Here is a 22,061-nt window from a genome sequence, read left to right as displayed (position 1 = left end):
TCCCCCCTCGTCGACGTTCGTCCGCATGTTTCACCAGGTGGACGCCACATGCGGCCACCCGGTGGCGGGAAGGAGCCACGGCGGCTTCCCGCCGCGGCCATCCTCTCCTCCGCACCCCCGACCATGCCAGTGTGATCGTCACCGTCTCCGCGATCGGCACGGACTGCACGTGCCGCGTGCAGCGCGGAACGGGCACCGGGGCGGCCCTGGCTGTGGGGGCGGGGCCCGCCCCGGCGTTTCGCGTTTCCTCACGGGCCCTCCGGTGGACAATAAGGGCATGAGCCAGCAGGGCGACGACCACCCAGGCCAAGAGGACGACTGGTGGCGGCAGTTGTACGACGAGGATGCCGCCTCGGACGCGTTGCGGGCTGCGCGCGGGACCGGCCGGTCGATCGACGAGCACTTCGACTCCGCGGTGGACGCGATGTCGCCACCGCCTCCGCCGCGCAGCGAGACGATGCGGCTGCGACGGCCCACCGCGCCGCCACCGCCCGCGTCCTGGCCCCGGCCGACCCGCAACGTGCCGCCGGCGCCCCGGGACCCCGAGGCGCCGCCGCCGGCGGCGTCCGGGGAGGCGGGCGGACCGGAGGCCGGCGTTCCCGCGCAGGCGGCCGAGCGCGAGGGCGCGGTGCCGCCGGAGCCGGGACGGCGGCACGACGTGTCCCTGCCGGGAGCACGGGCGGACGAGCCCGAGGCGCCGGGCGGCGCGGATGGCCCGGCGTTCGGGCCTGACGGTTCGCCCGACGCGGACGGTCCCCGTGGTCCGGCCGTACCGGAGGCGTGGTTCAGGCCGGAGGTCCGGGACGAGGGGGGAGCGGCCGGCGGGTCGTTCGACCCGGGCGGGCGTGACGGGCTCGGCGAGCACGACGCGCACCTGCCCTGGGGCGGCGGGGTCGACCCCGGCGACCCCGAAGGGCTGAACGGAATCGGCGCGCCGGACGGCCTCGCCGCCGTCCCCGAGCCGGGGCGGGAGCGGCCGCTGCCCCGCGAAGAGCGGGCGCCCTGGGACCCGTGGGCGGCCCCGCCCACCTTCGGCCCACCCCCCGAGGTGCCGCAGGCGGCAGAGCCCGAACCCGAGCCGGAACCCCGTCCGTGGGACGTCTGGTCCGCGCCGCCGACCTTCGCCGAGCCGGCCCCGACGCCACCTGAGGCCGCGTCCGAGGCCCCGCCGGCGGCCGAATCCGACGAGGTGCCGGCCCCGCGCGCGACCCACGAACCACCGCCGGCCCAGCCCTGGGCCGCCTGGGTCACCCCGCGCCCCGGTACGACGCCCCCGCCGCCGTCCGCGCCCACGACCCCCTCCGCCCCCGCCGCGGCCGAGGACTGGTCCGCGCCGCACGAGCCGCCGTCCGGCACTGACTGCACGCCGAGCGCCGCGGCGGCGCCCCCTGCCGTGTCTCCGGCTGCTCACGAGGCCCGGGCGGAGGTCCCCACCGCACCGGAGGCGGAGCCGCGGGCAGGCGCCGATCCCGGCTTCGGGGCACTGCAGGAGCAGCATGCGGAGCCGGAGGCGCCTGCCGAGGGCGGGTTCGGGCCCGGGCCGGTGCAGGAGCGGCGCGCGGGGCCCGAGACGCCCGCGGAGGCGGGGCGTGTGTCCGAGCCGTATGCGGAGGACGTGTTCTTTGCCGGGCCGGAGCCCTACGACGGGCCGCAGCCGTACGGGGAGTCCCAGGACCGGCCGTACGCCGAGCCGGAGTTGACGGCGGAGGCGGCGGCGGAAGCGTACGCGGGCGGGGAGGGGTTCGGCGGGCCGGAGCCGTACGGCTCGTCGCAGCACCGGGCGTACACCGAGCCGGAGGTGGCGGCCGAGGCCGGATCGGCGCCGGGCACGTCCGAGGATCCGGAGGTGCCCGCCGGGATCGGTTCGGCCGGTGAGGTGTCGCAGGAGCCCTTCGGCGCGTCGGAGCTGTCCGGCGAGGACGCGGGGCCGAGCGCCGGGCCGGCGGCGGACTCGCCGCCGGAGGTGGCGCCGGACGCGTACGCCGAGCCCCTGGCCGAGGTGTGGTCGCCTGCCGAGGGACCGCACGAACCGTACCTCGACGAGCCGGAGCCGGCCGTCGAGGCGGCGCGGCCGGTGCCGGAGTCGTTCGCGGATCCGGAGCCGGGGGCGTTCGCCGCACGGGGGCATCAGGCTCACGTGGAGGCGGCGACGCAGTCCGAGGCACCTCAGGCGGGGGACCCGGAGCCGGAGCCGGGAAGCCCGGCCGGGGACGGGGCCGGGGCCGTTCAGCCGGTCGAAGCGGGCGGGGAAGCGTCGGACGACGGCGGCCGCGCCGTCGAAGCCAGGGCGCTGGAGGTCGAACCGCCCCGGCCCGTCGGGCTGTTCGAGGTGCCGCCGACCGTCACGGCCGAGGGCGTGGAGCCGGTCGTCCCGGTCTCGCCCCACATTCCGTTCACCGACGCGCCGCCGGACTCGCCGCGGCGGACGGAGTTCGTCGAGGGCGAGGTCCGGTGGGCGCCGGAGCTGCCGCCGGGGTGGGTCGCCGCCGACGAGGGGCGGCGCACCGAGCGGTCGGACGACGTCGGGGAGCCCGAGGTGGTGGGCGGAGGGCCGCCCACGTACGGGGCGGAGCCGACCGCGTGGCCCGAGGCGGATCCGGACGAGCTGGACGGGCTGGTGCCCGACACCGTGCTGGACGGCGCCCGGTACGGGCGGTTGACGCTGCGGGCCGTGGCGCTCAAGGGCGACTCCGCGAGGTACCGCGGCCAGCCCCGCAGGGACGCACTGCTCACCGCGCGGTTCGGCAGCGGCGACGACGGGCTGCTGCTCGTCGCCGTGGCGAGCGGAGCGCGGGGTGCCGACGAGGCGCACCAGGCCGCCCAGGACGCGGTCCGCTGGATCGCCGGCGCCGTGGGGCGCAGCAGGTCCCGGCTCGCGGGGGACCTGCGGGCCGCCCGCAGGGGGGCACTGAAGTCGGGGCTGCACCGGCTCACCGACCGCTGCTACGGCCGGCTGCGGGCCCGTGGCGAGGAACTGGGCCTGCCCGAGGGCGACTACACCGCGTCGTTGCGCTGCCTGCTGCTGCCGGTCGACCCGGAATGCCGGATCCGGCTGTTCTTCGGGCTGGGCGAAGGCGGCCTGTTCCGGATCAGAGGCGGCAGCTGGCAGGACCTCGACCTCGCTCCCGACGAGGTCGCGGCACCGTTCCGCTTCCGGGCCACCGTCGCCCAGCCGGGCGACGCGCTGCTGATGTGCAGCGCGGGGCTTTCCGAACCACTGCGTGGGGAGCCGGAGTTGGCGGTGCACCTCGCGGAGCGCTGGGGGAGTGGCACGGTTCCGGGCCTCGCGGCGTACCTGTCCGACGCGCAGACGCGGGTGAAGGGGTATGCCGACGACCGTACGGCGGTGACCGTCTGGGACGCGTGAGTCCCCGGCGGCCACCGCCTGTCGTGCGCCGTGCGGGAGCCGGGCAGTCCGCCGTCGCGGCCTGCCCGCCCGCCCCGCGGGCTCAGTCGGTGATCAGGTCGAACTCCTCCCAGGGGCCGATGGCGGTGCGGTTGGCGATCAGCGGCTGCGCGCCGGCCGACTCGGCCGTCACGTAGTCGTTGTCGACGCGCGCGAGCAGGCTGATGCTGCCGTCGCCGTTGTGGACGATCTGGAACTGCTCCCAGGTGCCGACCGCGTCGACCTTGGCGAGCAGGGGCGCGGCGCCCGCGTTGTCGGCCGTGACGAACTTGCCGTTGGCGTGGGCGCGCAGGGCGATCCAGCCGCCGCCCTGGTCGACCTCGTCGAACTGCTCCCACGGCCCGATCGCCGTCCGGTTGGCGATGAGCGGCTGCGCGCCGGCCGACTCGGCCGTCACGTAGTCGCCGTTGGCGTGGGCGCGCAGCGAGATCACCGGGGCGGCGCCCGAGGAGCCGCCGGCGTCCAGGCCGATCTGAACGTTCCCCAGGTGCTTGGCGGTTGACGCCGGGCTGCCGGACACCTGGGCGAACGGCAGGGACGTCGTCAGGGCGTCGACCGGTTCCACGAGGTACGAACGGCCGGACGTGACGGGAACGTTTACGGTGCCGGCCGACGTGGGCTGCACCACGACCGCACCCGATGAGCCGTCGACCACCTGGACCGACCGCCCCGGCCAGGGACTGCGCACCCGCAGGGTGCCGGCCGAACCGGCCTGCAGCGCCACCGTCACCGGCGTGCCGTTCTGCACCTGCACGCTGACCTTGGTGTTGCCCTGCACCGACACCGTGCCGCTCGCGTCCCAGCCGGCCGGCCAGGCCGGGGCGATCCGCAGCAGCCCGTCGTAGTCCTGCACGAGCGCCTCGTCGAGTGCCGTCGCCACACCCGAGATCTGCTCGATGTACGCCTCGGTGCCCACGGTCGCGCCGAGGTCGGCGAGGCCGTCGACATAGACCTGGTGGCCCTGCGTGATGGACACCAGCTTGGCCGCGACCTGGTCGGCGAGCCCGAGCCTGGCCGCGTCGATCGCGTCCATGCTCCAGTCGTTCCCGCCGGTCACCGCCCGGTGGTCGTAGCTGCGCACCGCCAGGTCGTGCAGCGTGCCCGGGTCGTCGGTGACGAGGTCGTACGGCCACACCGGTTCGAGGTCGATGTTCTCGCTGTTCCTGATCTGCGCGGTCGGCTGGTACGAGTACGCGATGATGTCGGTCCCCGACGCGTCCGCGGACGGCGCCAGTACCTGCGTGCGGCCGTAGTCCGTACGGGCCCACGGCGGTATCTGGCCTTCCGCGGTGGTCAGTTGGGACTGCAGTGCGCTGTCCGAGCCGAGCAGTCTCGCGGCCTGCACGACGGCCGGGAAGAGCGCCGCGTCCGCCGCCAGGTCGGTGGTCGGGTCCTGCACCGCCCACTGCGTCTCGTGCGCGTTCGCCACCGCGTGCAGCTTCCCGTCCGAGCCGACCTGCTGGTACGCCAGCAGGAACACCGCGGAGTCCTTCATCAGCGGGTAGTAGGTGCGCAGGAAGTTCAGGTCGCCGGTGTCCTGGTACTGCTGCCAGACGTAGAGGCTGATCTCGGCGCCCGAAGTGACGTCCAGTGCGTTCCAGTTGGGGCTGCCCGGCTTGCTGCACGCGGCGTTGGCGCCGGGGTTCGGGTCGCCGCCGTTGCCGTTGAAGCGCATGACCTCGGGCACGCAGGCGCCGGGCAGGCCGCCCATCTGCTGCTTGGTCCACGTCTCGATGGCCGCGAGGTTGTTCTGGTAGAGGTCGAAGATCGGGATGTTGAGGGCGAAGTTGCCGCTGCTCATGTTCGCGGAGATCTGCGTCCGCAGGTTCCACAGCCATGTCGCCGACGGCGTCCAGTTCTGATGGTCCTGGCCGAAGTTGAACATGTCGGCGACGCCCGCCTGGCTGCCGGGCACCGTGCCCCGCATCGAGGCGGCCTCCATGAACAGGTAGAGGGTGCGCAGCGTCTCCATGTACTGCGCCGTGCCGTCGGAGGAGTTGGCCTCCAGGACACCGGAGTTCGCCCAGTAGCCGGCCCACCACGACTGCTGCGAGGACAGCAGCGACGACTCCGGTGCTCCGGCGTCCTGGCCGATCAGGTTCGAGGCGGTACCGGCCGCGTCGCCGCCGGTCCAGGCCGGCGCGCCGGCGACCACCCGGTAGGAGCCGTCCGCGTTGGGCGTGAACGTCACCTTCACCTGCGTGGAGTTGACGACCTGCGCGCTGACTCCGCGGCCGCCCGCGGTGATCGCGGCGAGCGAGCCGAAGGTCCGGCCGGAGGCGCCGGCCTCCTGGTTGTCGACCCACGTCTCGGCCAGCGTGCCGATGCCGCCCGACGCGGCGGCCTGCGGACCGCGTCCCGACCACAGGCCGACCGTCGCGCTCTGCTGGGCGTTCGGGTCGGCTCCCGTGACGTCGACGATCAGCTCGTCCTTGGTGGCCGACACCCACGCCTTGAGCGTCATACCCCCGCCCGACTCGTTCAGCACCCCGGTGTACACGTCCAGGGAGCCTTTGAAGTCGGCGGCGCCGGTCATCGCGGACAGGCCCGGGATCTGCACCTGGCCGGGCGACTTGCGGCCTGGCAGGGTGTCCGCCCGGTTCAGCTGGGCGGTGAAGCCGCCGGCCGCCCAGGCCGCGACGCCCAGGGTGCCGTTGCCGAGCGGCAGCGACTGCGCGGCCGCGGCGTTGGGACTGCCGAGCACGATGTCGGAGCGGCGGACCACGTTGGGGGCGTCGACGTGGAACGCGCCATTTTGCCAGGCGGTGGTGGCCGAGGCCGCCGCCGCGGGCGGTGCGGCGACCGGAACCAGCAGCCCGGCCGACAGCAGCGCTGCTGCTGCCGCCGCGACGGCGGGTGGTCGGATCAATCGAGTGCGTCGTAACGTGTGGAGGGATGTCACCACAGCTCCTCCCGAGCTGCTCGGTGATGCACGGACACGGCCGGGGCAGAGTGCGCGTACGGGCCCAACCCCCCCACGGCCCCGCGGGCTGGGTGCGGCACACAGTGGCCGCAGGGGCGGGAGGTGTCAAGGGTCAAACGTGGCCATACATCGGACGAATCCAGGGAGTTGGCGGTCCCTTGAGCGCCCCCGCGGGCGGCGCCGGAACCGACCACCGCGCTGTCCACGCCGAACGAGGACGCGGCCCCGGCCGAGCGGACCGCGGTGCCGCAGGGCGCATGGCCGCGCTCACCCGTCCGATCATGCGCGGCGGATGACTGGACGCACCCCGGCTGGGCATGCCTAGACCAATGGGAAAACGATCGCTCAGATCGGGGGAGTCCCACGGACACCACGGGGCGTCGGTTACGGCATTCGGTCCGCACGGCGGATCTTCCGGCCGTGGCCGAGACACGCAGACTGCTGCGGGACAATCTGCGGCAGTGGGGGGTGCCCGCGCTCGCGGACACCGCGGAGTTGCTCACCACCGAACTCGTCACCAACGCGCTCCAGCACACGGGCGGCGGCGCGGAGCTCACCGCGACGCTCTCGTTCGGGCCGCGGAACCTGTTGCGCATAGAGGTCAGCGACGGTCTCGCCCGCAAGCCGGCTCCGGGTCCCCCGGGCGGTGACCACGCGACGTCCGGGCGGGGCCTTCTGCTGGTCGAGGCGCTCTCGGACGCGTGGGGCGTCCACTCCCGGGGCCGCGGCAAAGTCGTCTGGTTCGAGCTACGGTTCGCCCCCCGCTAGGCCCCTCCGGGGCGGGTTCGGGGTTCGTGGTGCGCCCGGGGCGGGCCTACCGGGTGCCCCCGGGGCTTGTTCCGGCGTGTGCTGCGCCGTCTCGGCTTGTCGCGCCAACGGGGTGCCCCCGGGGCTTTTTCCGGCGTGTGCCGCGCCGTCGTGGCTTGTCGCGCAGTTCCCCGCGCCCCTTCGGCTTCCGGGGTGCCCCGCGCTGCGCGCTGCCGTCTGCGGGTCTCATCGTGGCTTGTCGCGCAGTTCCCCGCGCCCCTGATATGCGTGCCCTTTGTCCGTGGGGTCGGGGGCGCTCCGGAAGCGTCTCCTCGGAAATGTGCATACGGGTACGTCCGCCTCCGCACCCGGGGGCCGCGCACATTTCTCTGCGGGGAGCACTTCCTCCCCACCCCCTCCCGCTTACCCACCGTCCGGCGGGGGACATGGACACAGCCAACGCCCTCCCGCAGACGGGGACGGCCGGAAGGGGACGATCCGGGTGTGTCCCCGCAGAACTGTGCATCCACCCGCGTCCTCAATGGACGAACGGTGCACGCACAGTTCGAGGAGACACTCCCGGAGTGGCCCCTGACCCCACCCACGAACCTGCACCGCCAGGGGCGCGAGGAACTGCGCGACAAGCCACGACGGCGCAGCAGACGGGCACGGCGCCCCGGGGGCACCCCGGATGCCGAAGGGGCGCGCGGAAAAACCGCACCTCACCGCGCGTGAGCGATCAGCCGAACTGGCGCTCCATCTCGGCGAGTTTGCGCTCCAGCGAGTCCAGACGGGGAAGCGTCATCGTGTCGTCCTCAGCCGTGAGGTCCACGGTGAACCCAGTGGAAGCGGCCCCGGCCGCGGTGGCCGCGGCGGACGCCGCCTCGTCGCGGACCGGCTGGAGCGCGGGCCGCTCACGCACGGGAAGCCCAGGCGCAGCCGCTATGGCAGGCTCCGTCGCGGTCTGTCCGCCGCCCGCCGAACTGGCGGCGGGCAGTTCCACCTGGCGTCCGCCCCGGCCGCCGCCGCGCGGCCAGGTGCGGTGCGAGCGGGTGAGCGCCTTGATCTTGGCGCGCTCCATGCGCTCGTGGTCGCGGCGACGCATCGCGTTCTGCTCGCGCTGCAGCTTGTCCTCGCGGACCTCCTCGACCGCCTCGTCGAGCGAACGCACACCTTCGAGCAGCATCAGCGACCACGCCGCGTACGTCTCGCGCGGCGCCCGGAGCCAGCGGACCATGCGGATCTGCGGCAGCGGCCGCGGGACGAGGCCCTGCTCGCGCAGGGCGGCCCGGCGGGTCTGCTTGAGCGCGCGGTCGAACAGCACGGCCGCCGAGAGCGACATCCCGGCGAAGAACTGGGGCGCTCCCGCGTGGCCCATGCCGCGCGGCGCGTGCACCCAGTTGAACCAGGCGGCCGCGCCCGCGAACAGCCAGACCAGCATGCGCGAGCCGAGGGCCGCGTCGCCGTGGCTGGCCTCGCGCACGGCGAGCACCGAGCAGAACATCGCGGCACCGTCGAGACCGAACGGGACGAGGTACTCCCAGCCGCCGCTGAGGCCCAGGTTCTCCTGGCCGAAGCCGACCAGGCCGTGGAAGGAGAGCGCGGCCGCCACCGCGGCGCAGCAGAACAGCAGGACGTAGCTGGCGCTGCCGTACAGCGCCTCCTTCTTGCGGCGGCGCTCCTCGCTGCGCTCCCACGAGTCCCCGGTGGTGTCGCCGGAGCCGCGGCGGTTGCGGACCACGAGGACGCAGGCCGCGATCGCGAACAGGCCGATGACGCCCGAAATCGTCCAGTTCAGCGATATGTCGGTCATTCTCATGTGTGCGGTTTCCTCGTGTCGCTTCCGTCGCGCTCGGGCCGCGGGACGGCTCAGGACCGACATCATTGCGAAGAGCGCGGATGTGTGCAGACGTTATGGCGCAAGAGCACGCGTACGGACGTGTGTGCTCGAACTGTCGTGCCAGAACAGCTGAGTTGAGCGAGATCGTAGCGTGCGCGATCACACGGCGCGTGCCGGGTGCCGGATTCGGACGGCGTCCGCGGTGCGGGGGCATCCGGAACAGGTGCCGGAGGGGCTGACGGTGTAGAACAGGCAGCAGGTGAGGCGGGTGCGGGACGGCCCCTCGGGCCCGCACGGCGCCGCCTGTGCGCCGGGTGCGCGGAAGCGCGATCCGCTCGGCAGCAGCGCGCCGAGATCGGCCACCGCGCGCTCCTCATCGCCGAGCAACTGGGCGATGTACCAGAGCCCTTCGACGACCTCGTCGGTCGCCGTGCGCCACAGTGCCCGCGGCCCGCGGCGGAGGTGCGGGGCGAACCCCCGCAGGACCGGGCCGAGATGCTCGGCCAGGGCGGAGCGCAGTGCGTGGCGCAGTGCGACGGGCGTGGCCACGGTCACCGAAGCATCCGGCCCGCCGTGCACCCTGTCTCCCGGCAGGCACGTCAACTGCCGTGTCCGGACCGCGAACCGGCCCGACTCCGGGTGGAACGCGACGTCCTCGACGGGGAGTCGGGGGACCCGCCCGTCCAGGAACCACGGCACGGTGAAGAGCAGGCACGCCGGCCACAGGTAGCGGTGCAGGGCGAGGCCGGCGGCGACGTCGGGGCGCGGCGCCCGTCCGTGCTCGCCCTCGATCCTCTCCGCGCCGCCCGCGATGAACCCGGCCAGTGCGGGTCCGCCGCGGGCGAGCTCCGCGGCGCTCACCCAGCCCCCTCCGCGCGGGGGCAGGCCGGCCGTGACGCGCAGCCCCGGGAAGGCCGCGGACAGCCGCTCGTACGAGGAGGAGCAGGTCGCTGGCATGGTAAGGCTTACCTTAGCGATCTCCGGCGGGGTTTAACCTAACGGCAGTACGCCGTCCGGGTGACGGGCGGCACGGACGTTCGGCCGAGAGGGGTCGGGAGGGGCAGGACCCGTTGGAGCGAGCCGCGCCGATACGGCTGTCGGTACGGGACCAGGTGCTGGACGCGCTGCGCGCCGCGATCCTCGGCGGCCAGCTGGCGCCGGGATCCGTGCACTCCGGTCCCGAGCTGGCCGTCCGCTACGGGGTCTCGGCGACGCCGGTGCGCGAGGCGATGCAGCTGCTGGCGCAGGAGGGCGCGGTCGAGGTGCTGCCGAACCGCGGTTTCCGGGTGGCCTCCCGCAGCGCGCGCGACCTCGCGGAGCTCGCCGAGGTCCGGGCGCTGCTGGAGGTGCCGGTCGTGCTGGGGCTGGCCAGGACGCTGCCGTCGTCGCGCTGGCAGGGGCTGCGCCCGCTGGCCGAGGCGACGGTCGCGGCGGCGGCGGGCGGCGACCGGTCCGTGTACGCCGAGGCCGACCGGGCGTTCCACCGGGCGCTGCTCGAACTGTCCGGCAACGTGCAGCTCGTGGCCGTCGCGGACGACCTCCACCGGCGGGCGCAGTGGCCGCTGGCCGAGGCGCCCCGGGTGCCGCCCCGGCAGGGCGCGATGCTCGCCGACGCGACGGAGCACCGGGTGCTGCTCGACGCGCTGATCGCCGGGGACGTCGTGACCGTCGAGGCCCTCGCCCGCGAGCACTTCTCCGGCTCCACCTGGGCCTAGGGCGTGTCCGCACAGTCCCGTCTGGCCGGCGACGCCTGGCACGCACGCTCGCTGCGTTGTCGGGCTCGTCCGAGGAGGCCCGCTACGAGGACGACCCGGACGACCCTCCGCCTTGCGATCGCACGCACCAGACGCCGCCGGCCCCGCCCTTCGGGCGGACGACGCGACTGTGCGGACACGCCCTAGGGTCCGGCGGCGCCGCGACGCCCCACCTGTCCCGGTGTCCCCGGCGCGCCCGCTCCTGCCTCGTGGCCATGACGCTGCGCGGGCTCGTCCTCCGGCCGACCGCACCGGCCTCGCGGCGGCCGGCGGGTGCCCAACCCTGCGCTCGGCCATTCCGCGCCGCCCGGCACGCACGCCCCCCCGTTTGGTGCCGGTGGATGCCGACCCTGGCGGCCGCGGTGCGGCCGGGGAGGGTGTGGGACCGCGGGATCAGGGTGCGAGGGTGGGGGCCAGCCAGGCCGGGATGCCGTTGAGCAGCGCGTACAGGCGGGTGGCCTCGGCGCGCAGCTGCCCGGCCTCGGGGTCGGACTCGACGTCGGCGAGGGACAGCAGCGCGGGCGCGGTCCCGACCAGGTGGCCGAGGGAGACGCGGATGCGCAGGGACTCGGCGAAGCCGTGACGCGCCTCCGCGAGGTCGCCCTCGGCGGCGGCGAGGCCGGCCAGGTGCCGCCAGGTGAAGGACGTCAGGAAGGTGTTGCCGTGCGCCACGGCCCCCGCGTGGGCACGCCGGTACGCGGCCCGTGCCGCCGTCGGGTTCCCGGCGATGTTCTCGGCGACCAGTCCCCGCCGGAAGTCCAGCAGCGGCCGTCCCGGCGACGCCGGGGACAGCAGCGCGGCGCTGCGGCCGAACGCCGACCGGGCCTCGTCGGCCCGGTCGCGGACCGAGAAGAGTGTCGCGCCGTACGCGAGGTGGCCCCGCTCGGAGGCCGCGGCCCCGCGCTCCTCGTCCGTCGAGGCGAGCGCCTCGGCCAAGCGCAGCGCGTCCTCCGCCTCGGCCCACCCGTCGACGTGGTAGAAGCAGCCCTCGACCAGGAGTTCCGCCCTGCGCAGCGCCGCCCCCGCGTCGTCGTCGCAGAACGGCGCGAGCAGCGCCGCCGCCTCCACCCAGCAGCCGCGCGCCCGCAGCCGCCACACGTCCGGCACCCCGACCACAGATTCCGACACGGCGGTGTCTGTCACAGCTTCTCCCCCAAGCACGTCGTCGAGCCCGCGTGAGCAAACAGTGGCGGAAGTCCAGCACGCGTGAGGGCCCCGCGCCAAGGGGTCGGAGATCACTTCTTGTGAAAGGGATCACTTTCACGAAGGGACAAACCACCCCGCCCGGCGGGGCCGGGCGGTCAGCTCATCCGCAGGGCGAGGAAGAAGTCGAGCTTGTCCTCCAGGCGGGACAGGTCCCTGCCGGTCAGCTGCTCGATGCGGCCGATCCGGTACCGCAGGGTGTTGACGTGCAGGTGCAGTCGCGTCGCGCAGCGGGTCCACGACCCGTCGCACTCCAGGAAGGCCTCGAGGGTGGGGATCAGCTCGGCGCGGTGCCGCCGGTCGTAGGCCCGCAGGGGGTCGAGCAGGCGGGCGGTGAACGCGCGGCGCACGTCGTCGGGGACGAACGGCAGCAGCAGCACGTGGGAGGCCAGCTCCTCGTGGCCGGCCACGCACACCCGGCCGGGGCGTGCGGCGGCCACCCGGCGGGCGTGCCGGGCCTCCTCCAGGGCGCCGCGCAGGCCCTCCGGCGAGTGGACCGCCGCGCTCACGCCGATCGTCAGCCGCCCGTCCTCGCCCAGGCCGCGTGACAGCGGCCCGCGCAGCGCCTGCTGCAGCCGCTCGGCGGCCAGCGGTTCGGGGACGCCCGGTGCGGCGGGCTCCGGCTCGCCCCGCCACCCGGCACCGGGTTCGTGTCCCGCGCCGGGCCGGCCCTCGCCACCGACGTCCGCGCCGCCGTCGCGGTCCGGCTCCCACGGCCCGCCGTCGTCCGCCCGCCGCACCTGCGGCACGAGCGGCACCAGCGCCATCGCCTTGTCCTCGCCGTGCGCGACCGCGATCCGGTCGGCGTCCTCGGGGCCCGCCGCCGACGGGTCGGCCAGCACCTCCTCCAGCAGCGCCTGCGCCACCGGGCCTGACGGCACGTCCGCGTCGGCCCAGTCCACGCGGGCCACCACGATCTGCCACAGCGGCTCGCCGGTCGCGCCCGGCATCAGCACCGGCGCCGCCGCCCGCAGCCGCGCGCCGATCTCGGCGGGCGGCGCCCCGCCCTGCACCAGCTCGAAGACCTCCGACGCCAGCCGCCGCCGGACCGCGCGCGCCGCGTCCCTGCGGTCGCGCTCGACGGCGATCAGCTGCGTCACCCCGTGCAGCAGGTCCAGGCGCTCGGCCGGCCACTCGCCGGCGTCGGCCTGCACCGCCAGGAACCAGTCGGACAGCACGGTCGCGCGTATGTCGCCGCGGCCCTCGCCGGCCCGGACCGGGAAGAGGGAGAAGACGCGGCCGCCCTGGACGGTCACCCGGTGCGGGCCCGGCCGGGCGGCCCGGGACGCCGCCTGCTGGGCGCCGGCCAGCTCGGCGCGCACGGCCACGGGCAGCGGCTCTCCCGAGCCGCCGATCTCCCGGCCGGTGGACGACAGCACCCACGCCCGCAGGTCCAGGTCGCTGCCGAGCAGATCGAGCACGGCGTCCGGGCCGCCGCCGGCCGGTCCGGCCGACATGAGCCTGCGGTGCCGGTCGACCACCGCCGCCAGGTCGCCTGCCCGTTCGCCGGAGACCTGCCGGACCACGTACTCGGTGATCGTCGCGAACGCCACCGTCTCGTCCACCGCGAACAGCGGCAGCCGGTGGCGCTCGCAGGCCGCGACCAGGTCGTCGGGGACGGCGCCGAGCTCCGCCTCGCCCGCCCCGAGCGCGGCGACGCCCGCGGCGGCCATGATCCGGACGAACGGCTCGGAGTCCGCGGGGCCGTGCCGCCAGGCCAGGCCGGTGAGCACCAGCTCGCCGCCGCCGAGGTAGCGGCTGGGGTCCCGCAGGTCGGTGGTCATCACGCCGCGCACCGTCCGGTCGAGCTCGTCCGCGCCGCTGAGCAGGCGCAGGCCCAGAGCTTCGGTGTCCAGCAGTGCGCGGAGCCGCATCGTCGTCCTCGTCGTGAGTGCTCGCCGGGCCGGCGGGCGAGCGGTGAGCAGGGTGGGCAGGTGGGCCGGCAGGTGCCGGCCGGGCGGGCCGCCGTGCCACCGGTGGTGCCGGTGGGAAACGGCGAGGTTTCCCGTGCCGCCCTTTAGGAGGAATCTACAAGACCCGCGGCCTGGCCAGCCAAGTGCTTCATGGGTTCGGTGACTGCACCCGGACGGCCGCACCGTCGTGTACTGGGCGCACGCCGCGTCAATGGCTCACAGGAGACATCCTCCATACCCCTCGCTGACCCCCTCGCAGACACGCTCCACCCGCCCGCCGGGCGCCTCCCGGCACCCCCGGACCCCGCCGGCGGGCCGACGAGAGAGACCGAGAAGAGACCCCATGGACTTCCTGCGCCCCGCCAGCTGGCAGGAGGCGCTCGCCGCCAAGGCCGAGCACCCCTCAGCCGTGCCCATCGCGGGCGGCACGGACGTGATGGTCGAGATCAACTTCGACCACCGCAGGCCCGCGTACCTGCTGGACCTGAACCGCGTCGGCGAGCTCGCGGAGTGGGAGACCGCCGGCGACATCGTCAGGCTGGGCGCCTCCGTGCCGTACACCCGGATCATGGAGCACCTGCGCCGCGAACTGCCGGGGCTGGCGCTGGCCGCCCACACGGTCGCCTCCCCGCAGATCCGCAACCGCGGCGGAGTCGGCGGCAACCTCGGCACCGCCTCGCCGGCCGGCGACGCCCACCCGGCGCTGCTGGCCGGCGGCGGCGAGGTCGAGGCGGTGTCCGTGCGCGGCACCCGCATGATCCCGATCGACGACTTCTACCTGGGGGTCAAGCGCAACGCGCTGGCGCCCGACGAGCTGATCCGCGCGGTGCACCTCAGGAAGGCCACCGGACCGCAGCAGTTCTCCAAGGTCGGCACCCGCAACGCGATGGTCATCGCGGTGTGCGCGTTCGGCATCGCCCTGCACCCCGACCGCCGCACCGTGCGCACCGGCATCGGCTCGGCCGCGCCCACCCCGATCCGCGCCACCGCCGCCGAGGAGTTCCTGACCGCGGCCCTGGACGAGGGCGGCCTGTGGGACAACGGCAAGCCCGTACCGCCCGCGGTGGCACGGCAGTTCGCCGACCTGGTGGCCGCTGCCGCCAACCCGATCGACGACGTGCGCGGCACCGCGTCCTACCGCAGGCACGCGCTGGCCGTGATGGCCCGCCGCACCCTCGGCTGGACCTGGGAGCAGTACCGCGGCGAGCAGCAGGAGGAGAGGAACCAGCCATGCGCGTGACCTTCACCGTCAACGGCCGCGAGCAGGCGGCCGACGACGTCTGGGAGGGCGAGTCCCTGCTGTACGTGCTGCGCGAGCGGCTGGGCCTGCCGGGCTCCAAGAACGCCTGCGAGCAGGGCGAGTGCGGCTCGTGCACGGTCCGCCTCGACGGCGTGCCCGTCTGCTCGTGCCTCGTCGCGGCCGGCCAGGCCGAGGGCCGCGACGTCGTCACCGTCGAGGGCCTGGCGGGCGACGACGGCACGCTGTCCACCGTGCAGCAGGCGTTCGTCGACGCCGGCGCGGTGCAGTGCGGCTTCTGCACGCCCGGACTGCTGGTCGCCGCCGACGAGTTGCTGGAGCGCAACCCCGAACCGTCCGACGGCGACATCCGCGAGGCGCTGTCCGGCAACCTGTGCCGCTGCACCGGCTACGAGAAGATCCTGGACGCGGTCCGCCTGGCGGCCGCCCGCACCGGAGAGGCGGTGTGAGCACATGAGCACGCACCAGACCCGGACGGAACCCGCGGCGGCCGTCGCCCCCGGACGCACCCCCACCAGCCTCACCCAGGGCACCGGCGGCCTGACGAAGGGCGGCATCGGCGAGTCGACGCTGCGCCCCGACGGCATCCTCAAGGTCACCGGCGAGTTCGCGTACTCCTCCGACCTGTGGCACGAGGACATGCTGTGGGGCTACACCCTGCGCAGCACCGTGGCGCACGCGACGATCGCCTCCATCGACACCTCCGAGGCGCTGGCCACCTCCGGCGTCTACGCGGTCCTCACGTACGACGACCTGCCGACCGAGGTGAAGCACTACGGGCTGGAGATCCGCGACACCCCGGTCCTCGCCCACGGCAAGGTCCGCCACCACGGCGAGCCCGTCGCACTGGTCGCCGCCGACCACCCGGAGACCGCGCGGCGCGCCGCCGCCAAGATCCGCGTGGAGTACGAGGACCTGCCGGTCGTCACCGACGAGGCGTCGGCGACGGGGCCCGGCGCGGTGCTCGTCCACGAGGGCCGCGACGACCACCACAGCGGACACGTGCCGCACCCCAACATCGTGCACCGCCAGCCGATCGTGCGCGGCGACGCCGCCGCGGCCGCCGCGCGCGCCGACGTGGTCGTCACCGGGGACTACGTCTTCGGCATGCAGGACCAGGCGTTCCTCGGCCCCGAGTCGGGGCTCGCGGTGCCCGCCGAGGACGGCGGCGTCGACCTGTACGTCGCCACCCAGTGGCTGCACTCCGACCTGCGGCAGATCGCGCCCGTGCTGGGCCTGCCGGAGAAGAAGGTCCGGATGACGCTGTCCGGTGTCGGCGGCGCCTTCGGCGGCCGCGAGGACCTGTCGATGCAGATCCACGGCTGCCTGCTGGCGCTGCGCACCGGCAAGCCCGTGAAGATCGTCTACAACCGCTTCGAGTCGTTCTTCGGGCACGTCCACCGGCACCCCGCCACACTCCACTACGAGCACGGCGCGACCCGCGACGGGAAGCTCACGCACGTCAGGTGCCGCATCGTGCTGGACGGCGGAGCCTACGCCTCCGCCTCGCCCGCGGTCGTCGGCAACGCCGCGTCGCTGTCCATCGGCCCGTACGTCGTCGAGGACGTGGACATCGAGGCCATCGCGCTCTACACCAACAACCCGCCGTGCGGGGCGATGCGCGGCTTCGGCGCGGTGCAGGCGTGCTTCGCCTACGAGGCGCAGATGGACAGGGTCGCCGCCGAACTCGGCATGGACCCCGTGGAGTTCCGCCAGATCAACGCCATGGAGCAGGGCACGGTCATGCCGACCGGCCAGGTCGTCGACTCGCCCGCACCGGTCGCCGAACTGCTGCGCCGCGTCAAGGCCCGGCCGCTGCCGCCCGAGCGGCAGTGGGAGACCACCGAGGGCGCCGACGTGCGCGCGCTGCCCGGCGGCCTGTCCAACACCACGCACGGCGAGGGCGTCGTGCGGGGCGTCGGCTACGCGGTGGGCATCAAGAACGTCGGCTTCTCCGAGGGATTCGACGACTACTCCACCGCCCGCGTGCGGATGGAGGTCGTGGGCGGCGAAGCCGTCGCGACCGTGCACACCGCGATGGCCGAGGTCGGGCAGGGCGGCGTCACCGTCCACGCCCAGATCGCCCGTTCCGAACTGGGCGTCACCCAGGTGACGATCGCGCCCGCGGACACGCAGGTCGGCTCGGCCGGCTCCACCTCCGCGTCCCGGCAGACCTATATGACCGGCGGCGCGGTGAAGAACACCTGCGAGGCGGTCCGCGAGAAGGTCCTGGACATCGGCCGGCGCAGGTTCGGCACCTACCACCCGGCGTGGGCCACCGCCGAACTCCTGCTGGAGAACGGCAGGGTCGTCACCGACGGCGGCGAGGCGCTCGCCGACCTCGCGGACGTCCTGGACGGCGAAGTCGTGGACCTGGAGCTGGAGTTCCGGCACCGGCCGACGCAGGCGTTCGACCTGCGCACCGGCCAGGGCAACGGCCACGTGCAGTACTCGTTCGCCGCGCACCGCGCCGTCGTCGAGGTCGACACCGAACTGGGCCTGGTGAAGGTCGTCGAACTGGCCTGCGCGCAGGACGTCGGCAAGGCCCTCAACCCGCTGTCGGTCGTCGGCCAGATCCAGGGCGGCACCACCCAGGGCCTGGGTGTCGCGGTGATGGAGGAGATCGTCGTCGACCCGGTGACCGCGAAGGTCCGCAACCCGTCCTTCACCGACTACCTGATCCCCACCATCCTCGACACGCCGACCATCCCGGTCGACGTCCTCGAACTCGCCGACGCGCACGCCCCGTACGGGCTGCGCGGCGTCGGCGAGGCACCCACCCTGTCCGCCACGCCCGCCGTCCTCGCCGCCATCCGGCAGGCGACCGGCCTGGAACTGAACAGGACACCGGTCCGGCCGGAGCACCTCACCGGATCGTGAGAACTCCGTCCGGGGCGCGGCCGCCAGGCACGCCGCACCCCGGACGGCGGTACGGCAGTCGTTCGTCTCGGGCCGTCCCCCGGGTCGTGCATGCCACGCAGCATCCCAAATCCCGCACGGATGTGCGGGTGCCCCTGTGAACCTTGGGAGTTGGCACCATGACCCAGACACCAGTGGAGCCGCGCACCGCGGCGGAGGACGCGGGCTCCGGCTCGCGCGTACCCGCCGGCAGATCGTGGCTCGACCGGTACTTCCACATCTCCGACCGAGGATCGACGATCCCCCGCGAGGTCCGCGGCGGCGTCACGACCTTCATGGCGATGTGCTACATCCTGTTGCTCAACCCGCTTCTGCTGTCCGGCCCCGACGTCCACGGCCACCGGCTGCCGCACGCGGCGCTGATCACCGCGACCGCCCTGGCCGCCGCTGTGTCCACGCTGCTGATGGGCTTCGTCGGGAAGGTGCCGCTGGCCCTGGCCGCCGGGCTCAGCGTCGCCGGCGTCATCTCCACCCAGGTCGCGCCCCACATGACGTGGCCGCAGGCCATGGGCATGTGCGTGATCTACGGCGGTGTGATCGTGCTGCTGGTGGTGACCGGGCTCCGCGAGATCGTCATGAACGCGATACCGCTGGCCCTCAAGCACGGCATCACCATCGGCATCGGCCTGTTCATCGCCATGATCGGCCTCGTCAACGCCGGCTTCGTCGGCAGGGGCGACCCGCACGGCAGCGCACCCGTCACGCTCGGCGTCGACGGGCAGCTCGCGGGCTGGCCGGTGCTGCTGTTCTGTGTCACCCTGCTGCTCATCTTCATGCTCCAGGCCCGCAACGTCCCCGGCGCCATCCTCATCGGCATCGTCACCGGCACGGTGCTGGCCGTCGTCGTCAACGCCGCCGGCGGCCTCAGTGCGGCCGACTGGGGCGGCAGCGCGCCGAAGCTGCAGGGCAGTGCCGTCTCCATGCCCGACTTCTCGCTGTTCGGGCACGTGGAGTTCGGCGGATGGGGGTCGATCGGCGGGATGACCGTCGGAGTGATCGTCTTCACCCTGGTGCTCGCCGGGTTCTTCGACGCGATGGCCACCATCATCGGCGTCGGCACCGAGGCCGGCCTGGCCGACGAGCGCGGCCGCATGCCGGGCCTGTCCAAGGCGCTGTTCATCGACGGCGCGGGCGGGGCCGTCGGGGGCGTCGCCGGCGCCTCCGGGCAGACCGTGTTCATCGAGTCCGCGACCGGCGTCGGCGAGGGCTCCCGCACCGGCCTGTCGTCCGTCGTCACCGGCCTGCTGTTCGCCCTCGGCCTGTTCTTCACCCCGCTGGCGCAGATCGTGCCCGGCCAGGTCGCGGCGGCCGCGCTGGTGGTGATCGGCGCCATGATGATGGGCAACGCGCGGCACGTCGACTGGTCCGACCGGGCGGTGGCCGTACCGGTGTTCATGACCGTCGCACTGATGCCCTTCACGTACTCGATCACCGCGGGCGTCGGCGCGGGCGTCGTGTCGTACACCGCGATCAGGGCCGCGCAGGGCAGGTGGCGCGACCCCGGGGTGTTCATGTGGATCCTGACCGCCGTGTTCACCGTGTACTTCGCCCTGCACCCCGTCGAGGCCTGGCTCGGCGTCAAGTAGCGGGACCCCGCTTGAGCACCGCCCCGGTCCGAGCACCGCCCCGGTCCGAGCACCGAAGGACCCGAGCACCCCGAGGAGTTGAGCCGCCATGCTGGACATCGCGGAAGAGCTGCACCGCTGGTGCGAGCGCGGCCTGCCGTTCGCCGTGGCCACCGTCGTCGCCACCGGCGGCAGCGCGCCGCGGCAGCCCGGCGCGGCGCTCGCCGTCGACGGGGAGGGCGCCGTCGTCGGCAGCGTGTCCGGCGGCTGCGTGGAGGGCGCCGTCTACGACCTGTGCCTGCGGGCGCTGTCCGGCGACGGCCCCGCCACGCTCCTCGAACACTTCGGCTACTCCGACGAGGACGCCTTCGCGGTCGGCCTGACCTGCGGTGGCGAGATCGACATCCTGGTCCAGCGGATCGACCCCGCCGCCCGTCCCGAACTGGCCGCCGCCCTCGGCGCGGCCCGTTCGGGCGAGGCGGCGGCGGTCGCCCGTGTCACCGAGGGCCCGGCCGACCTGCTCGGCCGCGCCCTGCTCGTGCGCGGTGACGGCAGCCGCGAGGGCTCCCTCGGCGACGCCGGACGCGACCGCACCGCCGCCGGCGAGGCGCTCGCGCTGCTCGCCGCCGGACGGACCGGCACCGTGACGATCGGCGCGGACGGCAGCAGGTGCGGGGTGCCGCTGACGCTGCTGGTCGAGTCGAGCGTGCCGCGGCCACGCCTGCTGGTGTTCGGCGCGATCGACTTCGCGGCGGCGCTCGTGCGGGCCGGACGCTTCCTCGGCTACCGCGTGACGGTCTGCGACGCGCGGCCCGTGTTCGCCACCGCGCGCCGCTTCCCCGAGGCCGACGAGGTCGTCGCGGACTGGCCGCACCGCTACCTCGACGCGGAGGCCACCGCGGGGCGCCTGGACGGCCGCACGGCCGTCTGCGTCCTCACTCACGACGCGAAGTTCGACGTGCCGCTGCTGGAGCGTGCGCTGCGGCTGCCCGTGGCGTACGTCGGCGCGATGGGCTCCCGCCGCACCCACCTCGAACGCCTCGCCAAGCTGCGCGACGCCGGCCTGAAGGACCTCGACCTGTCCCGGCTGCACTCGCCGATCGGCCTCGACCTGGGCGCGCGCACCCCCGAGGAGACCGCGCTGTCCATCGCCGCCGAGATCGTCGCCCACCGCTACGGCGGCTCCGGCACGCCCCTGACCGGTGCCCACACGCCCATCCACCACACGCCGCCCCCGATACGCCCCCGATACGCTGCCTCGGGCCGCCCGCGGCCTGACGCACCCGCGCGGGAGGCCACCGCCGCCCGGCGAGCGGGCCGGCCGGCCCGCTGATCCACGTACCGGAGTTGCGGACCGAAGGTGTCCGCAAGGCACCCTAAGTTGAGGCCATGGGGAATCCAGTGCTGGACCTGCGCACGCTCAACCGGACGCTACTGGCGCGGCAGATGCTGCTGCGGCGGGAGGCGGTCGGCAGCCACACGGCCGTCGCCCGGATGCTGGGGCTCCAGTCCCAGGTGCCGACGTCGCCGTACGCGGGCCTGTGGACCCGCGTCGAGGGTTTCGACTTCGCCGAACCCGGCGCGCTGCTCACCGAACGGAAACTCGTCCGCCTGGTCGCGATGCGCGGCACCGTGCACCTGATGACCGCCGACGACGCGCTGCTGCTGCGGCCGTGGACGCAGCCCGTGCTGGACCGTGCCCTGCGCGGCTCGCCGTGGGCGCCGGGCCTGGCCGGCGCCGACCTGACCGCCGTGACCGCGTACGGGCGGGCACTGCTGGCCGAACGGGCCATGACACCGGGGGAGTTGCGCGCCGCGCTGGGCGCGCGATGGCCGGACGCCGACGCCGAGTCCCTGGCACAGGCCCTGCGGGTGCACGTTCCGCTGGTGCAGGTCCCGCCACGCGGCGTGTGGGGCGCGTCCGGCGGCGTCCGCTACGCGCCGCTCGACACCTGGCTCGGCCGGGACGCCGGCGGCGGGCCGGACGGCCCGCACGTGCCGGACCTGGTGCGCCGCTACCTCGCCGCCTTCGGCCCCGCCACGCCCGCCGACATGCAGAAGTGGTCCGGGCGCACAGGCCTGAAGCGTGCCTTCACCGACCTGGACCTGCGGACGTACTCCGCCGAGGACGGCCGGGTGCTCTACGACCTGCCCGACGCCGGCCTCGCCGACCCCGCGACCGACGTCCCGGCGCGGTTCGTCGCCGACTTCGACAACCTGCTGCTCTCGCACGCCGACCGCACCCGCGTCCTCGCCCCGGCCGACAAGACCCGGGTGATCACCGTCAACGGCCTGGTGAGCGGCACCATCCTGGTCGACGGCTTCGTCGGCGGCACCTGGCGGTTCGACAAGCAGGCCCGCGACGAGGGCCGGGCCGTCCTGGCCGTGACGCCCTTCGCGCCGCTCACTCCCGGCGACCGTGACGCGCTGGAGGCCGAGGGGACGCGGCTGCTGGCGGCGGCCCACCCGGGTGCCGGGCACGCCGTGCGGTTCACCGGACCCGCGGATCGGCCTGCGTAGCAGGGGCGTTCAC

Annotated in this window: 13 protein-coding genes and 1 pseudogene; 9 read left to right on the top strand and 5 right to left on the bottom strand. The window is 74.5% G+C overall.

The features are described from left to right. Positions 1-277: 277 nt before the first annotated feature. Positions 278-3,367 (top strand): protein phosphatase 2C domain-containing protein, encoded by a 3,090-nt coding sequence (locus tag BMW99_RS42950; protein ID WP_075017853.1) that lies wholly within the window; start codon positions 278-280, stop codon positions 3,365-3,367. An 82-nt stretch (positions 3,368-3,449) separates the two neighbouring features. Here the strand turns inward: BMW99_RS42950 and BMW99_RS29060 are convergent, their stop codons facing one another. After that, the gene (locus BMW99_RS29060) at positions 3,450-6,275 is read right to left on the bottom strand and encodes a fascin domain-containing protein (RefSeq protein WP_069465883.1); all 2,826 of its coding nucleotides are present in this window, start codon (positions 6,273-6,275) and stop codon (positions 3,450-3,452) included. Positions 6,276-6,572: 297 nt separating this feature from the next. On the opposite strand from BMW99_RS29060, the gene BMW99_RS29055 reads away from it, so the two are divergent. Next, positions 6,573-7,097, top strand: coding sequence for an ATP-binding protein (locus tag BMW99_RS29055; protein WP_176735619.1), 525 nt, complete (start codon positions 6,573-6,575; stop codon positions 7,095-7,097). A gap of 718 nt (positions 7,098-7,815) precedes the next feature. Here the strand turns inward: BMW99_RS29055 and BMW99_RS29050 are convergent. Continuing rightward, complete coding sequence (locus tag BMW99_RS29050) at positions 7,816-8,895, bottom strand: DUF2637 domain-containing protein (RefSeq protein WP_069465608.1); 1,080 nt, start codon at positions 8,893-8,895, stop codon at positions 7,816-7,818. 180 nt (positions 8,896-9,075) lie between these two features. Further along, positions 9,076-9,873: a (2Fe-2S)-binding protein gene (locus tag BMW99_RS29045; protein ID WP_069465609.1), complete on the bottom strand. Its 798-nt coding sequence runs from the start codon at positions 9,871-9,873 to the stop codon at positions 9,076-9,078. Positions 9,874-9,947: 74 nt separating this feature from the next. Here BMW99_RS29045 and BMW99_RS29040 point away from each other — a divergent pair. After that, a pseudogene (locus BMW99_RS29040) lies at positions 9,948-10,631 on the top strand (GntR family transcriptional regulator); the annotation flags it as partial. Between the two features lie 432 nt (positions 10,632-11,063). Here the strand turns inward: BMW99_RS29040 and BMW99_RS29035 are convergent. Continuing rightward, complete coding sequence (locus BMW99_RS29035; RefSeq protein ID WP_079176220.1) at positions 11,064-11,813, bottom strand: hypothetical protein; 750 nt, start codon at positions 11,811-11,813, stop codon at positions 11,064-11,066. A 158-nt stretch (positions 11,814-11,971) separates the two neighbouring features. Continuing rightward, positions 11,972-13,747, bottom strand: a complete 1,776-nt coding sequence (locus tag BMW99_RS29030; RefSeq protein ID WP_069464082.1) for a PucR family transcriptional regulator — start codon at positions 13,745-13,747, stop codon at positions 11,972-11,974. Positions 13,748-14,129: 382 nt separating this feature from the next. On the opposite strand from BMW99_RS29030, the gene BMW99_RS29025 reads away from it, so the two are divergent. The 6 genes from BMW99_RS29025 to BMW99_RS29000 all read left to right on the top strand — a co-directional run bounded on the left by BMW99_RS29025 (position 14,130) and on the right by BMW99_RS29000 (position 22,048). Beyond that, positions 14,130-15,026: an FAD binding domain-containing protein gene (locus tag BMW99_RS29025; protein ID WP_069464081.1), complete on the top strand. Its 897-nt coding sequence runs from the start codon at positions 14,130-14,132 to the stop codon at positions 15,024-15,026. Further along, positions 15,017-15,493 carry a (2Fe-2S)-binding protein gene (locus BMW99_RS29020; RefSeq protein ID WP_069464080.1) on the top strand — a complete coding sequence of 159 codons (477 nt, stop codon included), beginning with the start codon at positions 15,017-15,019 and terminating at the stop codon, positions 15,491-15,493. Before BMW99_RS29025 ends, BMW99_RS29020 begins: the two co-directional genes overlap by 10 nt. A 4-nt stretch (positions 15,494-15,497) precedes the next feature. After that, positions 15,498-17,924 (top strand): xanthine dehydrogenase family protein molybdopterin-binding subunit, encoded by a 2,427-nt coding sequence (locus BMW99_RS29015; protein ID WP_069464079.1) that lies wholly within the window; start codon positions 15,498-15,500, stop codon positions 17,922-17,924. A 158-nt stretch (positions 17,925-18,082) separates the two neighbouring features. Next, positions 18,083-19,549 (top strand): NCS2 family permease, encoded by a 1,467-nt coding sequence (locus BMW99_RS29010; RefSeq protein WP_069464078.1) that lies wholly within the window; start codon positions 18,083-18,085, stop codon positions 19,547-19,549. Positions 19,550-19,637: 88 nt separating this feature from the next. Beyond that, positions 19,638-20,861, top strand: coding sequence for an XdhC family protein (locus BMW99_RS29005; protein WP_079138498.1), 1,224 nt, complete (start codon positions 19,638-19,640; stop codon positions 20,859-20,861). A gap of 56 nt (positions 20,862-20,917) precedes the next feature. After that, positions 20,918-22,048 carry a winged helix DNA-binding domain-containing protein gene (locus tag BMW99_RS29000; protein WP_069464077.1) on the top strand — a complete coding sequence of 377 codons (1,131 nt, stop codon included), beginning with the start codon at positions 20,918-20,920 and terminating at the stop codon, positions 22,046-22,048. Positions 22,049-22,061 lie beyond the last annotated feature (13 nt).

This window comes from Actinacidiphila rubida (assembly GCF_900110255.1).
GTDB classification, from domain to species: domain Bacteria; phylum Actinomycetota; class Actinomycetes; order Streptomycetales; family Streptomycetaceae; genus Actinacidiphila; species Actinacidiphila rubida.
The sequence above is the reverse complement of the archived record's forward strand: the minus strand, read 5'-3'. Positions and strand labels throughout refer to the sequence as shown.

Excerpts from the sequence above, each read along its gene's own strand:
- BMW99_RS42950 (WP_075017853.1), top strand. The coding sequence starts at position 278 with ATGAGCCAGCAGGGCGACGACCACCCAGGCCAAGAGGACGACTGGTGG.
- BMW99_RS29050 (WP_069465608.1), bottom strand. The coding sequence starts at position 8,895 with ATGAGAATGACCGACATATCGCTGAACTGGACGATTTCGGGCGTCATC.
- BMW99_RS29045 (WP_069465609.1), bottom strand. The coding sequence starts at position 9,873 with ATGCCAGCGACCTGCTCCTCCTCGTACGAGCGGCTGTCCGCGGCCTTC.
- BMW99_RS29030 (WP_069464082.1), bottom strand. The coding sequence starts at position 13,747 with ATGCGGCTCCGCGCACTGCTGGACACCGAAGCTCTGGGCCTGCGCCTG.
- BMW99_RS29025 (WP_069464081.1), top strand. The coding sequence starts at position 14,130 with ATGGACTTCCTGCGCCCCGCCAGCTGGCAGGAGGCGCTCGCCGCCAAG.
- BMW99_RS29020 (WP_069464080.1), top strand. The coding sequence starts at position 15,017 with ATGCGCGTGACCTTCACCGTCAACGGCCGCGAGCAGGCGGCCGACGAC.
- BMW99_RS29015 (WP_069464079.1), top strand. The coding sequence starts at position 15,498 with ATGAGCACGCACCAGACCCGGACGGAACCCGCGGCGGCCGTCGCCCCC.
- BMW99_RS29010 (WP_069464078.1), top strand. The coding sequence starts at position 18,083 with ATGACCCAGACACCAGTGGAGCCGCGCACCGCGGCGGAGGACGCGGGC.
- BMW99_RS29005 (WP_079138498.1), top strand. The coding sequence starts at position 19,638 with ATGCTGGACATCGCGGAAGAGCTGCACCGCTGGTGCGAGCGCGGCCTG.
- BMW99_RS29000 (WP_069464077.1), top strand. The coding sequence starts at position 20,918 with ATGGGGAATCCAGTGCTGGACCTGCGCACGCTCAACCGGACGCTACTG.